Genomic DNA, 13,828 nt, shown 5'->3' with positions numbered 1-13,828 from the left:
ACGGGGTAACGTGCGGTCATACTACGGCGCAATAAGGTCTAAAGTAAACGATGATCCCTATGGAACTCTGAGTTAAAATACGTATCAAAATGCAAAACCGCTTCCGGCCTGGAAATTTTCTTCCGGGGCTGGTTACTTTTGTTTAATTGCCGGAAAACACTGGCATGTAAGTAGATACTCCGTCGTATTTGATTTTTAACGTGTCAGGATGACGATTATTTGAGGCGTACGGATTTTCTAGAGGTATAGATAATATGAAACAATTTCCGATGACGTTACGTGGTGCCGAAAAATTACGCGAAGAGCTGGATTTTTTAAAGAGCGTCCGCCGGCCTGAAATCATTGCCGCGATTGCTGAAGCTCGTGAGCATGGCGACTTGAAAGAAAATGCGGAATACCATGCCGCGCGTGAGCAGCAGGGTTTTTGCGAAGGGCGTATCCGAGATATCGAAGCCAAACTTTCCAATGCGCAAGTTATCGACGTGACGAAAATGTCAGCCGCCGGGCGCGTTATCTTTGGCGCGACCGTTACGATCCTTAATCTGGATACCGAAGAAAAACAAACTTATCGCATCGTTGGCGATGACGAAGCTGATTTTAAGCAGAATCTGATTTCCGTGAACTCGCCTATCGCCCGCGGGCTTATCGGCAAGGAACAGGACGATATCGTCGTAATCCGCACGCCGGGCGGCGACGTCGAATATGAAATCGTCAGCGTTGAATACCTGTAATTTTCATTGCCTTGATGATAAAACCAACAAAGTTTGTAAAGAAAAGAAAAAGGCCGCTTGCGGCCTTTTCTCTAACGGATAGGCGTGGCACCTTTCCGTTAAAACTGAGTATCCTGAAATAAAAAATGTTATCGTGGTAACACTATTTTACGTTCTTTCGAAGGACGATAGAGTACCAGCGTGTGACCTATAACCTGAACGTTGCTGGCCCCGGTTTCACGAACAATAGCTTCAATGATCAAATTTTTGGTTTCTCGCTCTTCAGCCGCGACTTTAACTTTGATCAGTTCGTGATGTTCCAATGCTTGTTCGATCTCAGCCAGAACACCTTCGGTGAGGCCGTTATTGCCCAGCATGACCACCGGTTTTAACGGATGCGCCAGACCTTTCAGGTGTTGTTTTTGTTTATTACTTAGATTCATTGTCTTTTTGCTTAGGTTGGGATTGAAAACGGCTCATTCTACCGCCATCTCATGATTATAACCAAATTGGTTATACGGATTGGAGGCTGAGAGCGAGGTTTCTACTTACCAATTACGCCCAAAAGATTTCGAGATGCATCAGGGCGGCGGCCGAAGGGCTGCCAACGCAGAGATGCGGCTTGAAAGATAAAGGGTATAGCGCCTTACTGAGAATAGTTGGAAAATAGATGGCCATTAAAAAGCGTTCTGCAAGTTCCAGTCGCTGGTTGCAGGAACACTTTAGCGATAAATATGTGCAACAGGCGCAGAAAAAAGGGCTCCGCTCGCGAGCTTGGTTTAAACTTGATGAAATACAACAGAGCGACAAACTGTTTAAACCCGGAATGACTGTTGTGGATTTAGGTGCGGCGCCTGGCGGCTGGTCACAGTATGTCGTGACGCAGATCGGCGGTAAGGGCCGCATCATTGCATGTGATATTTTGCCTATGGATCCTATTGTTGGCGTCGATTTCCTACAAGGGGATTTTCGTGATGAATTAGTCCTTAACGCCCTTCTTGAAAGGGTTGGGGACAACAAAGTTCAGGTGGTGATGTCCGACATGGCCCCGAACATGAGTGGTACTCCGGCAGTTGATATTCCGAAAGCGATGTATCTGGTTGAATTAGCACTTGGTATGTGTCGGGATGTTTTAGCGCCAGGCGGAAGTTTCCTGGTAAAAGTGTTTCAGGGAGAAGGTTTTGATGAATACCTGCGGGAAATTCGCTCCCTGTTTACGAAGGTTAAAATTCGTAAACCAGACGCTTCGCGTGCCAGATCTCGTGAAGTGTATATCGTAGCGACAGGGCGCAAACTGTAGTACCCTAACGCTGTTTTTTAACACAGTTGTAATATGAGGTTAATCCCTTGAGTGACATGGCGAAAAACCTGATTCTCTGGTTAGTCATCGCAGTCGTGCTGATGTCTGTCTTTCAGAGCTTTGGGCCCAGCGAGTCGAATGGCCGTAGGGTGGATTATTCAACCTTTTTAACTGAAGTGAATCAGGATCAGGTCCGTGAAGCACGCATTAACGGGCGTGAGATCAATGTTGTCAAAAAAGATAGCAACAGATACACGACGTATATTCCTGTCAACGATCCCAAGCTACTGGATAACCTGCTAACGAAGAATGTGAAAGTCGTTGGTGAGCCGCCGGAAGAGCCGAGTTTACTGGCTTCGATCTTTATTTCCTGGTTCCCAATGCTGTTGCTGATCGGTGTCTGGATCTTCTTCATGCGCCAAATGCAAGGCGGCGGCGGTAAAGGCGCCATGTCCTTTGGCAAGAGCAAGGCTCGTATGCTGACCGAAGATCAGATCAAAACGACTTTCGCCGACGTCGCTGGCTGTGACGAAGCAAAAGAAGAAGTCAGTGAACTGGTCGAATATCTGCGTGAACCGAGCCGTTTCCAGAAACTGGGCGGTAAAATACCGAAGGGCATTCTGATGGTCGGTCCGCCAGGGACAGGTAAAACCCTGCTGGCGAAAGCGATTGCCGGTGAAGCGAAAGTGCCTTTCTTTACCATTTCCGGTTCAGATTTCGTTGAAATGTTCGTTGGTGTGGGCGCATCCCGCGTTCGTGATATGTTCGAGCAGGCAAAGAAAGCCGCGCCTTGTATCATCTTTATCGATGAAATTGACGCGGTAGGCCGTCAACGTGGCGCAGGTCTGGGCGGCGGTCACGATGAACGTGAACAGACGCTGAACCAGATGCTGGTTGAAATGGATGGCTTTGAAGGTAACGAAGGCATCATTGTTATCGCCGCGACTAACCGTCCTGATGTGCTTGACCCGGCGCTGCTGCGTCCAGGCCGTTTTGACCGTCAGGTGGTTGTAGGCTTGCCGGATGTCCGTGGCCGCGAACAGATTCTGAAAGTGCATATGCGCCGCGTACCTTTGGCTCCGGATATCGATGCTTCCGTGATTGCCCGCGGCACGCCTGGATTCTCCGGCGCCGATCTGGCTAACCTGGTCAACGAAGCCGCGCTGTTCGCGGCCCGCGGTAATAAACGGGTTGTGTCGATGGTCGAGTTTGAGAAGGCCAAAGACAAGATCATGATGGGGGCGGAACGTCGCTCCATGGTGATGACGGAACAGCAGAAAGAGTCCACCGCTTATCATGAAGCCGGACACGCGATTATCGGCCGTCTGGTGCCGGAACACGATCCGGTGCATAAGGTGACGATTATTCCGCGCGGCCGTGCGCTGGGCGTGACGTTCTTCCTGCCGGAAGGTGATGCGATCAGCGCCAGCCGTCAGAAGCTGGAGAGCCAGATTTCCACCCTGTACGGCGGCCGTTTGGCCGAGGAAATCATCTACGGTGCGGAGAAAGTCTCCACCGGCGCGTCAAACGATATCAAGGTTGCGACGTCTATCGCCCGCAACATGGTAACGCAGTGGGGCTTTTCCGAAAAACTCGGTCCGCTGCTGTATGCAGAGGAAGACGGCGAAGTATTCCTGGGCCGTTCCGTAGCGAAAGCCAAGCATATGTCGGATGAAACGGCCAGAATCATCGACCAGGAAGTTAAGTCGCTGATTGAGCGTAACTATCAACGTGCCCGTGAATTACTGATGGCGAATATGGATATCCTTCATTCAATGAAGGATGCATTGATGAAGTATGAAACCATTGATGCGCCCCAGATTGACGATCTGATGGCGCGTAAAGATGTTCGCCCGCCGGCCGGTTGGGAAGAGCAGAAACCGGATAGCAGTTCTGGCAGCGGCGGCTCGCCCAAAGCGCCGACGCCGGTTGATGAATCCCGTACGCCCAATCCGGGTAACACAATATCCGAGCAGTTAGGCGAGAAATAATTCAACCAGTATGCTGATTGCATTACACACGGTTGCAACTACAAACCCCGGACTTGTCCGGGGTTTTTTACTAAACTGCCTGCCGGATAAGTTTTAAGCCAACGATTTGAGGGACAATCATGCAATTGATCGCCAGAGGATCAACCCTGGATCTTTCTCGACCCAATGTGATGGGCATTCTTAACGTCACTCCTGATTCATTTTCTGATGGCGGTAAACACAATACGCTGGATGCGGCGCTGTTTCATGCGCAGGAGATGATTGCCGCCGGCGCGACGCTGATTGATATTGGCGGCGAGTCGACCCGTCCAGGGGCGGATGAAGTGAGCGTGGAAGAAGAGTTGGAACGTGTGATTCCTGTCGTCGAGGCATTGGCTCAACGTTTTGAAACCTGGATTTCCGTCGATACTTCAAAACCGGAAGTGATCACCGCTTCCGCGCAAGCGGGCGCCCACCTGATTAACGACATTCGCTCATTGCAAGAACCGGGCGCTTTGGCCGCCGCCGCCGCCGCCGGCCTGCCGGTGTGCCTGATGCATATGCAGGGATTGCCAAAAACGATGCAGAATAATCCCCATTATGATGATCTGATGACGGAGATCGGGGATTTTTTTCAACAGCAGATTGAGCGCTGTGTGAACGGCAATATCCCGAAAAGTAAGCTGCTGCTGGATCCTGGATTCGGATTTGGTAAAAATCTGGCCCATAATTATCAGCTTCTGGCTCGCTTGAGCGAGTTGCACCGTTTCGGATTGCCGCTGCTGGTCGGGATGTCCAGAAAGTCCATGATTGGACAACTGCTCAAGGTTCCGCCGGTAAAACGGGTGCAGGGTAGTGTGGCATGCGCGGTGATTGCGGCGATGCAGGGGGCGCAAATTATTCGCGTTCATGACGTAAAAGAAACCGTAGATGCGATGCGCATAGTTGAAGCGACTCTTTCAGCAAAGGAATAAAAATTATTATGAGTAACCGTAAATATTTTGGGACTGACGGTGTGAGGGGCAAAGTGGGCGATAGCCCCATTACCCCCGATTTTGTGTTGAAGCTGGGATGGGCCGCGGGAAAAGTGCTGTCACGGCATGGTTCGCGTAAAATTATTATCGGCAAAGACACCCGAATATCCGGTTATATGCTGGAGTCTGCGTTAGAGGCCGGGCTGGCCGCGGCCGGCTTATCCGCCTCTTTTACCGGACCGATGCCGACGCCGGCGGTGGCTTATCTGACGCGAACGTTCAGAGCGGAAGCCGGTATTGTCATTTCCGCCTCTCACAACCCTTACTATGACAACGGTATTAAATTTTTCTCCATCGACGGGACTAAACTGCCTGATGAAGTGGAAGAAGCGATCGAAGCTGAATTAGAGAAGCCGCTGACCTGCGTTGAATCGGCGGAATTGGGGAAAGCGAATCGCATCGTTGATGCCGCCGGGCGTTATATCGAATTCTGCAAAGGAACATTCCCCAGTGAATTGAACCTGAATGGCCTGAAAATCGTGGTTGATTGTGCGAACGGCGCAACCTATCACATCGCTCCCAGCGTATTGCGCGAGCTGGGGGCGAAAGTCATTTCCATGGGCTGCGAACCGGATGGAATGAACATCAATGAAGAGTGCGGCGCGACGGATGTCAGGCAGCTACAGGCGCGTGTCGTGGCGGAAAAAGCCGATGTGGGGCTGGCATTCGACGGCGATGGCGACCGGTTGATTATGGTTGACCATCAGGGTAACAAAGTCGACGGCGATCAGATCCTGTATATCATCGCTCGCGAAGGTTTACGTCAGGGACAGCTGCGCGGCGGCGCGGTGGGAACCCTGATGAGTAATATGGGATTAGAGCTCGCATTAAAACAACTGGGAATTCCGTTTGCCCGCGCCAAAGTCGGCGATCGCTATGTACTGGAAATGATGCAGGCCAAAGGTTGGCGCATCGGCGCTGAAAACTCCGGTCATGTTATTCTTCTGGATAAAACGACGACGGGCGATGGGGTTATCGCTGGTTTGCAAGTGCTCACTGCGATGGTCAGAAACCATATGAGTCTACATGACCTGTGCAGCGGCATGAAATTGTTCCCGCAGATTCTGGTGAACGTTCGTTTCTCCGGCGAGAACGATCCCCTTGAGGACAAGACGGTGCAGCAGGTAACACAGGATGTTGAGAAAGAGCTGACAGGCCGGGGGCGGGTATTACTGAGAAAATCCGGCACGGAGCCGCTGATTCGCGTTATGGTTGAAGGCGAAGATGAGGCAACGGTAATTGCGTTGGCCAATCGGATTGCCGATGCGGTAAAAGCGGTTTAAACCCGTCGGGATGAGCCAGAAAACGGCGCCGCCGTTATTCTGGCGATACCGCTATTTTAAATAATTACCGATTCGGTTAGCGGTTGGCTAACCTTAGCAATCAACTAGATAAGGCGCTCCGTGAGGCCGGCGTAGCGAAAGCCGATGTTTTTTTCTTCAATCAGCAAACGGCGGCTAAATTACCCTTGCTTACGCAGCAGCCTTTGGTTAGTATTCAGACCCGCTTAATAAGGGATGACAGTTCTCATCGGCTTTAGCGGATTAGACGCGGCTCTCGTTCTCTGCCGCAAGAATTTAAAATCTCCATAGATCTATGGGGAAAACGGTTACAGGTACAACTATGTACGAAGCTCTGTTAGTCATTTTCCTGTTGATAGCGATCGGGCTGGTTGCCTTGATTATGCTGCAACAAGGTAAAGGCGCTGATATGGGAGCCTCGTTCGGAGCAGGTGCTTCTGCCACTTTGTTCGGTTCGAGCGGCTCCGGGAATTTCATGACTCGCATGACTGCGGCGTTGGCGACTTTGTTCTTCATTATCAGTCTGGTGCTGGGCAACATGAGTTCACAGCATAATAAGACTGGCGGCGAATGGGAAAACCTGAGCCAGCCTGAAAAGGTAGAGCAGCCGACAACAACGCCTGCCGCGCCTTCAGCGCCAGCGAGCGATATTCCGCAGTAATCGTTGTAACGAGTAATGTAACGGCAGTGCTCGTCACTGTTGTGACATAGCAGTAATTGTGATGCCGAGGTGGTGGAATTGGTAGACACGCTACCTTGAGGTGGTAGTGCCCGATTGGGCTTACGGGTTCAAGTCCCGTCCTCGGTACCAATACAAAATTAATAGACGTCGATGGACGTCTATTTTTTTTATCTCAACCCTACGGATTTACCGGCTTTCCCTTCTGTTCAGCTTCCCCCCGGCCTCAACCTGATGCAACCTGCATCGGCCTGCTGTAATAGGGGGAGTTCGATGCTTCCAGCTTTGCGGACGCGCGGTTCGAAGAAAGCGGGGCATTTTAACGGTTGGTATCCACTTACTAACCGATGGCTCCGCTTCTTCTGCTCTCACCTCTAACCTGGTAATGGCGCCGAACCGTGCGCTCAATATAGCTCGATTCGGATATCGCCTACGATGCCGGTAGGATCCTGGGGAAGAAAGTGAGACAGATAGTCCTTCTGCGATTTCACCAAAGTATTGGTTATCTCCAGCACAATGCGGTTCTCGCCCGCCACCAGCTTATTCCCCAGCGGGAAGCGGTAGGGCGGCGCTATCCGCACTCCGGCAGCGCTGCCGTTGACGAAGACTTCTACCGCCTCGACGCCCTGGGACAGGTGAAGCCAGGCCAACTCCGTCTCTTTCTCCAACTGGAGCCGGTATTCGTAGCGCACCGTTCCGACAAAATCAGGGAAGCGTTCGGGAGCAGCCAGATCGAGGCGTTTCTCCAGGGGGAACTCGGCGCTAAAACGCGGGTAATCCTCCGTCCGGGATAGCGAAACCATACAAGGTCCATCCAACGATCGGCTTGCCCGCATCGGGGGCGTTTTCTGCACCGGCTCAAATTTCCGCCCCGTCACCATGAAACGGCTTTCGCCTGGCTCCAGGCTCAGGGTGAACACGGCGCTTCCTTGCTGCCAGCGGACGTCGACGGCGCTGAAAGCATTATCCTGCGGTTCGTAGAAATACAGCGCTTGCGGCTCCGGCCGCGTCAGGGCGATCTCCGTCGTCAGCGTTGCGCCGGGATGTTCGTTGAACCACATGAAGATATCCCCGTCGTCCTGGCAGTAGTGGTAATAACGCAGCCAGGGCTGCGCCTCATCGCACCGGGCTTCCGCCATGCCCAGCCCGACCAGATGGTCGGCCAGTCCGGTTAGTTCGACTGCGCATACGGCGGGCTCGTTAGCCAACTGCGCCAGGCCTTTATCCAGCGGCTGATCGCTGTAGCGCTCTGGCAGTTCCCGAATGAATCTCAGATTGACCTGATGCCGGGCGAGAGTTAATAGCCGTTCGATACCTGCGGCCGGCAACGCCTCGGACCAGGGGATCACCAGCGTCTGGTAGGTGGATTGGTTTACCCGCAGGCCGCCCCGCGCCGTTTCGCCCGCCAGCACATCGTCCAGAGAGAGGATGTCGAAATCAATCTGGCGCTGCATCAGCTCGCGCGCCGGCTGCTGGAGCAGCATGGCCCGCCCGGACCATTCGGCTTCCGCATGGTAGAGCAGCGCCACCCGGGCCGCGCTGCGCCCGCCGGAAAGCAGGTGCGCCGCCCGGTTTACGTAGCGGGTAAAGTAAGGCCAAAAGCGGTACAAGGGATCGTGACCGTCGGCATAGATATGCGGCGGACAGTCTGCGTCCGGGAACGGCGCCGCGCTGAAGGCGTGGGGCACAAAGGCGTTGATGCCCCGCACCAGCATATGATCCGTCAGCCAGCGCATCAGCGAGAGCCCCTCCGCCCAGCCGTTAGCGCCGAAAATCTCGCAAAATGCTCTGCCCTTCATGCCCGGCGTAACGTGGGCCAGGGAAGATCCCAGCTTGGCCAGCGCATAGTGAAAGAACTCGCCGTCCCATCCCTGGGAAGTGAATGCCTTGAAATATCCTTTATCCATCCCTGGCACGATCTGATTGAGCACCACGTCGATGCCCGCCATATCCTGATTGCGCAAGGCGCGGAAGAAATGGCCCGCGCCATATCCCAGCCGGGCATGGGCGTTGTTGTCCTCGATGATATGCCCGATATATTGGACCTGATGCCGGCGGCACCAGGCGGCCAATTGCCCGCTGAACCTTGCGCTATAGAGCCCGCTGACGATATCCATGTAGTGATAGCGCACGCGATGCGCTATCTCACCGCCTTCGACGGCCAACAGCGGCAGCAGCTTCAGTGCTTCGGCCCCTAACGGTTGTCGCAGCAGATCCAGCACTTCATCATTCCAAGGCAGCACCATCTCTTGTTGTCCCACAATGGCGCCGGCGCCGCTGGTATTGCCAAAGCGCGGTTCATCGGAGAAAAAACCGGCGAAGGTGCGGCCGAAATCCTGCTGGTAGCGTTGGAAATGCGGTTCGTACACCGTATCGATCAATACCTGCGTCGCCTCCGCGCGCAATGGGTCCAGATAACCCTCCGTTGCCTTCTCTCCCCCTTGTTGAGTCTCTACCAGGGTGAACAACCGCCAGTCGCCCTCCGGCAAATCCCAGTACAGTACGCCGTTGCGCATTCTGTCGCTCAGGTCCGTCAGGCTGGCGGGATCCACCCGCTCATAATCCAGCAGCCGGGCGGCGACCACGCCGACGATACGGTTGGGGTAATCGGGTTGCAGATAGGGGTTGTCATGCGCGGATAGAATCCCCGGCCGCGGGATCGCCCGCGCCCAATCCAACAGGAAGTGGGTGTGCGATCGCGGTCCGTGAAAATCATTTTGATGAATTTTCAGAAAGGTTTTCTGTAAATGCGGAAAATCCCGCCGCACGCGTCCGTTAGCTCCGCCGGTGGGGAAGTGGGCGTCATCCAGCAGCCATACCCGCATGCCTTTTTGCCGCGCGCGGTCCATTACCACATCCATATCCCGCCACCAGCGTTCGCCGAGAAAATCGGGGTGCGGCCTGGCCTCGACGCAGAAAGCCCGCATGCCGGCCTGGGCGATGGCATCGACATGGCGGGTCAACGTCGCTTCATCCTCTCCATGCAGCCACAAGAAAGGGAAAAGATAATTTCCCTCTTCGCCCCGGTTGATTTCATGTAGCTTTTTCATCATGTCGATTTCCTTTACCAGTTCACTTCCGTCTGTATGCCAAAGCTGATCTGATGGTCTTTCCCATCGTTGAAGTTCACGCTATCGATGTCATTTTGCAACGCCTTGAGGTACGTGGTGTAGAAGCGGATCTCGGGGCGTGAATCCATGATACTGGTTGCTATCTTCCAGGTATGGGCCAGCGTTACCTTATAACCTTGTTCATCATAGTCGCTATCGTCGACCGTATTTCTCTGTTTGAACCAGCCCAGTTCCAGCGCCGTCTGATTGAAGGTATCCCATATCCAGGCCGGCCGCGCCACTAAGCGCAGGGTTTTAAAGTCGGTATGCGCCCCGGTATTATACGAGTAGAGATCCTGTCCGGCTCCAATTACGGCGGCGTGGGCCATGATGATTCTGTCTCCCAGCATAAATTCGCCCTGATTGATGAGACGCCAGCCGACGCCGCCGCTGTGACGGCCGTAATACGAACTGCCGCTGTCGTAGTCGGGATTGGCATCGGAAATATTCATGAACTGGCTGGCGAGAGAGTTATTGGCGACCTGCAGGGACGATTCATTCTTCCCGCCGGAGAAGGTGTTGCGCACGATGCCGCCCAACAGCCATGCAGGTTTCACCTGATAGTATTCGCCGCTGCTTTCCTGATTGCTCTGTTCATCGGTCTTGTTGGACGTTACATACTTGCCGTCGAGTTCAAGCGTCGATTTACCGATAAGCGGCAGGTTTTTATACCGCAGCTCCACCGCATTGACGTTGACCTGGGTGGTATCGCTACAGCTGGTGGCGGACTCTTTGCAGGCGATCTTATAGTTATCCACATCGGCGCGGGTTAGCGACATGGCGAGCGTACCGGGGCCGACTTTCCAGTCGTCGATGCCGACGCCGACGCCCGAACTGGTGCGCAAGCTCTTCCAATCCAGCAGTTGCACGTCATACATCGGCAGATTCTGTTTGCCCAGCCAGAAGCTCGCCTCGGGAGCGAAGGGCAGGAACCCTTTGGTATTGATGTACATTTTGCTGAATTTGGCGAAGGCGCCCCCGGCGTAACCTTTTTCAAAGGTTTCATTGGTCTGTTGCAGCCCCAAATCCCCCTCCATCTTGATATTGGCCCAGACGCTCTTGTTGCCTTGTTCGTACACCCGTTTATTGACGTTCAGATCCCACCAGCCGTCGTATTCGTTGCCGAAACGGCCGAGCGATCCGATCGCCCAGGATTTCGGGCCGCCATTGGTCGTACTTGCCCAGCCGGTGCGGAAAGAGCCGCTGTATACCACGCCGATGTCGTTTTTTACGTAATCGCTGATCTGCTGTAGAGTCAGATTTCCCGCGGCGCCGTCCGCGCTTTGCCGGCCATCCGGCGCGGCGGTTTTCGCAGCCGGAGCCGAAGTGACGGCGGCAACCTGCGCGGGCCGTTCAGCGGCGGAAACGTCAGGTTGCGCGGGGCGCGCCGCGGCCGGGGCGGCGGCAGACTTCTCCGCCTGTTTATAGTGCTGTAGTTCTTTTTCGGTCTGGGCAAGCCGTTGTTCCGTTTGCTGTAAATGTTTTTCCAGCGCCGCCAGCCGTTGCTCCACCGTTAACGGCGCCGCTTCGGCCAGCGTGGACCACGATGCCGCGGCCAGCGCCAGGCCAACGCCGATTTTTCTATAGGATACAGATGTGTTATGCATTGTCGTTTTCCTTCATTCCAGAGATCACCGACGTGTTTTTCGGACGCACGTCACCCGCGAAACGACAGGCGTCATTTCGAAAATGGTTAACTATCAGACGAGACGAATGGTATGGAGGGCGTCAGGCGACCCTCATCAGGATATCTCCCACCTGAAGACCAGGCTGGCGCTGGATTTCCAGCCGCCTGAACTCGCCGGGGTTAGTGACGATCACCGGCGTGACCGGATCGAACCCGTCCCGGCGGATCGCTTCCAGGTCGAATTCAATCAACAGTTCCCCCTGTTTGACGGACTGTCCTTCCGTGACTTTGCAGGTGAAGTGGCGGCCCTGTAAGCGCACCGTGTCGATTCCCACATGGATCAGGATTTCGATGCCCCGCGCCGAACGGATCCCCACGGCATGACCGCTGTCGAAGGTCATGGCGACCACGCCGTCGACCGGGGCGTAGACGCGGCCTTCTTCCGGTATGATGGCGATGCCTTCTCCCACCACGCCGCTGGAAAATGCCTTATCGTTCACTTCCGACAGGGGAACCAATGTGCCGTTGATCGGCATTATGATGTCGTCATCCTCGCCGAACGCCGCAGCCTTATCCGCCGCCAGGTCTGCGGCGCGTGCCGGAGGCGTGCCGGCCGTTGCCGCTTCACCCTCTTCAGGCACATCTTCGAAGCCGACGAACCAGGCAAGCACTGCGGAGACGACGAACGCCACCGCCAGACCCGCCAGGAATCCGCCGAAACCGGGGCCGTAAAAGATGGGAATGGTCAGCAGGCTGGTCATCCCCATGGAGATGGCCGAACTCTGGAAATACCCTACGATGGCGCCGCCCGCCGTAGCGCCGACGCAGGCGCACAGGAACGGGCGTTTTAGCTTCAGGGTAATGCCGTACACCGCAGGTTCGGTGATGCCGAACAGCGAGGAAACGAAAGCGGAGGCGGCCAGGCCGCGGAACTTTTTGTTGCGGGTTTTCAGCATCACCGCCAGTACCGCGCCGGACTGGGCGAAGATAGCCGGCGCCGCCGCGGCTTTCAGGTAGGAGCGCCCCATAAAGGCGACGTCATTGATATACACCGGCACGAACCCCCAGTGTACGCCCAGGATTACCAGCATTTGCGACGTTCCCGCCAGGACTGCGCTGGCCAGCACCGGCGACGTGCCGTACAGCGTTTTGAACAGCGAGGCGATAAATTCACTGGCGTAAATTCCCCAGGGGCCGAAGGTCAGCAGCAGCAGCGGGAACATGATGACCAGTATCAGGAAGGGGGTAACGAAATTGCGGACGCTTTCATGGATATGGCGATTGAAGAACCGTTCCACGTAGCCGCTGAGCCACACCAGGATAATGATGGGAAATACCGAGGAGCTGTAATTCATCATCACCACGGGAAGCCCGAGGAAATTGACGTCCGCATGGGTCTGGTACAGCGTCTGGATCGAGGGGTAGACCATGGCCGCCGCCAGAGTGACGGCGACGAACACGTTGACCTTGAAGTGGCGCGCCGAAGTAATGGCGAGGAAAACGGGCAGGAAGAAGAATAGCGCATCGGATACCGCATACAGAATGATATAGGTGGGATCCTGTTTGGCCATCCAGTCCAGCGCGATGAAAATACCCAGCAACCCTTTAAGAATACCGGCTCCGGCCATCACCCCAGCAGCGGGGTGAAAATAGCGGTAACAATATCTACTATCCCTTCAAGGACGGTCTTTTTCTTGCCGTCGCCGCCGGCCGGCGCGGTATCGCCGGTTAACGCGGTGAACTCGCCGATGGCGCGGTATACCAGCGGCACACGGTTGCCAATAACGACCTGAAACTGGCCGCCGCTGCTGATGACGGTGATAACTCCGTCCATGGCGTTGATGGCGTCGGGATTCGCCCGACGATCGTCTTTGAGTGAGAAACGCAGCCGCGTGGCGCAATGCACCACGGACTGCACATTCTGTTCTCCGCCGACATTTTCTATTATGGCTTGCGCCAATGCTTTATCGTTCATATCTGTCAAGGTCCATTAACTTCATGGCCGCTCGCGGCGGCGCAAATAAGGCGGCGGCCAGAGCTAGCGCGCCATAAAAACCAATTGCGGGGGGGAACCCGCGTTCCCTGTGTCAAGTTGCG

Annotated in this window: 11 protein-coding genes and 1 tRNA gene; 7 read left to right on the top strand and 5 right to left on the bottom strand. The window is 54.7% G+C overall.

Annotation, left to right across the window (positions count from 1 at the left end; genetic code table 11):
• Positions 1 to 254 precede the first annotated feature (254 nt).
• A complete protein-coding gene (gene greA / locus HC231_RS20330; RefSeq protein WP_208228490.1) occupies positions 255 to 731 on the top strand; it encodes a transcription elongation factor GreA in 477 nt (158 codons plus the stop codon).
• 128 nt (positions 732 to 859) lie between these two features.
• On the opposite strand, the gene yhbY is transcribed toward greA, so the two are convergent.
• Positions 860 to 1,153 carry a ribosome assembly RNA-binding protein YhbY gene (yhbY, locus tag HC231_RS20325; protein WP_208228489.1) on the bottom strand — a complete coding sequence of 98 codons (294 nt, stop codon included), beginning with the start codon at positions 1,151 to 1,153 and terminating at the stop codon, positions 860 to 862.
• A gap of 227 nt (positions 1,154 to 1,380) precedes the next feature.
• Between yhbY and rlmE the strand changes: the two genes are divergently transcribed.
• From rlmE to HC231_RS20295, 6 genes are all read left to right on the top strand, one after another.
• Complete coding sequence (gene rlmE / locus HC231_RS20320) at positions 1,381 to 2,010, top strand: 23S rRNA (uridine(2552)-2'-O)-methyltransferase RlmE (protein ID WP_208228488.1); 630 nt, start codon at positions 1,381 to 1,383, stop codon at positions 2,008 to 2,010.
• Positions 2,011 to 2,057: 47 nt separating this feature from the next.
• A complete protein-coding gene (gene ftsH / locus HC231_RS20315) occupies positions 2,058 to 4,001 on the top strand; it encodes an ATP-dependent zinc metalloprotease FtsH (protein WP_208228487.1) in 1,944 nt (647 codons plus the stop codon).
• A 119-nt stretch (positions 4,002 to 4,120) separates the two neighbouring features.
• A complete protein-coding gene (gene folP / locus HC231_RS20310; RefSeq protein ID WP_208228486.1) occupies positions 4,121 to 4,954 on the top strand; it encodes a dihydropteroate synthase in 834 nt (277 codons plus the stop codon).
• 8 nt (positions 4,955 to 4,962) lie between these two features.
• On the top strand, positions 4,963 to 6,297 hold the full coding sequence (glmM, locus tag HC231_RS20305) for a phosphoglucosamine mutase (protein WP_208228485.1): 1,335 nt from the start codon (positions 4,963 to 4,965) through the stop codon (positions 6,295 to 6,297).
• Between the two features lie 340 nt (positions 6,298 to 6,637).
• Positions 6,638 to 6,976, top strand: a complete 339-nt coding sequence (gene secG, locus HC231_RS20300; RefSeq protein ID WP_208228484.1) for a preprotein translocase subunit SecG — start codon at positions 6,638 to 6,640, stop codon at positions 6,974 to 6,976.
• A 63-nt stretch (positions 6,977 to 7,039) separates the two neighbouring features.
• A tRNA-Leu gene (locus tag HC231_RS20295) sits at positions 7,040 to 7,126 on the top strand.
• A 272-nt stretch (positions 7,127 to 7,398) separates the two neighbouring features.
• On the opposite strand, the gene HC231_RS20290 is transcribed toward HC231_RS20295, so the two are convergent.
• The 4 genes from HC231_RS20290 to HC231_RS24065 all read right to left on the bottom strand — a co-directional run bounded on the left by HC231_RS20290 (position 7,399) and on the right by HC231_RS24065 (position 13,706).
• Positions 7,399 to 10,047 (bottom strand): glycosyl hydrolase, encoded by a 2,649-nt coding sequence (locus tag HC231_RS20290; RefSeq protein WP_208228483.1) that lies wholly within the window; start codon positions 10,045 to 10,047, stop codon positions 7,399 to 7,401.
• 11 nt (positions 10,048 to 10,058) lie between these two features.
• Positions 10,059 to 11,711, bottom strand: coding sequence for a carbohydrate porin (locus HC231_RS20285; protein ID WP_208228482.1), 1,653 nt, complete (start codon positions 11,709 to 11,711; stop codon positions 10,059 to 10,061).
• Between the two features lie 121 nt (positions 11,712 to 11,832).
• Positions 11,833 to 13,359: a glucose PTS transporter subunit IIA gene (locus HC231_RS20280; protein WP_246494588.1), complete on the bottom strand. Its 1,527-nt coding sequence runs from the start codon at positions 13,357 to 13,359 to the stop codon at positions 11,833 to 11,835.
• Complete coding sequence (locus HC231_RS24065; RefSeq protein ID WP_246494587.1) at positions 13,359 to 13,706, bottom strand: PTS transporter subunit EIIB; 348 nt, start codon at positions 13,704 to 13,706, stop codon at positions 13,359 to 13,361. The genes HC231_RS20280 and HC231_RS24065 overlap by 1 nt, the downstream gene beginning before the upstream one ends.
• Positions 13,707 to 13,828: the final 122 nt, after the last annotated feature.

It is taken from the genome of Brenneria izadpanahii, assembly GCF_017569925.1.
GTDB lineage: Bacteria > Pseudomonadota > Gammaproteobacteria > Enterobacterales > Enterobacteriaceae > Brenneria > Brenneria izadpanahii.
The sequence above is the reverse complement of the archived record's forward strand: the minus strand, read 5'-3'. Positions and strand labels throughout refer to the sequence as shown.

Coding starts and splice junctions, on each gene's coding strand:
- greA (WP_208228490.1), top strand. CDS start 255: ATGAAACAATTTCCGATGACGTTACGTGGTGCCGAAAAATTACGCGAA.
- yhbY (WP_208228489.1), bottom strand. CDS start 1,153: ATGAATCTAAGTAATAAACAAAAACAACACCTGAAAGGTCTGGCGCAT.
- rlmE (WP_208228488.1), top strand. CDS start 1,381: ATGGCCATTAAAAAGCGTTCTGCAAGTTCCAGTCGCTGGTTGCAGGAA.
- folP (WP_208228486.1), top strand. CDS start 4,121: ATGCAATTGATCGCCAGAGGATCAACCCTGGATCTTTCTCGACCCAAT.
- glmM (WP_208228485.1), top strand. CDS start 4,963: ATGAGTAACCGTAAATATTTTGGGACTGACGGTGTGAGGGGCAAAGTG.
- secG (WP_208228484.1), top strand. CDS start 6,638: ATGTACGAAGCTCTGTTAGTCATTTTCCTGTTGATAGCGATCGGGCTG.
- HC231_RS20290 (WP_208228483.1), bottom strand. CDS start 10,047: ATGATGAAAAAGCTACATGAAATCAACCGGGGCGAAGAGGGAAATTAT.
- HC231_RS20285 (WP_208228482.1), bottom strand. CDS start 11,711: ATGCATAACACATCTGTATCCTATAGAAAAATCGGCGTTGGCCTGGCG.
- HC231_RS20280 (WP_246494588.1), bottom strand. CDS start 13,359: ATGGCCGGAGCCGGTATTCTTAAAGGGTTGCTGGGTATTTTCATCGCG.
- HC231_RS24065 (WP_246494587.1), bottom strand. CDS start 13,706: ATGAACGATAAAGCATTGGCGCAAGCCATAATAGAAAATGTCGGCGGA.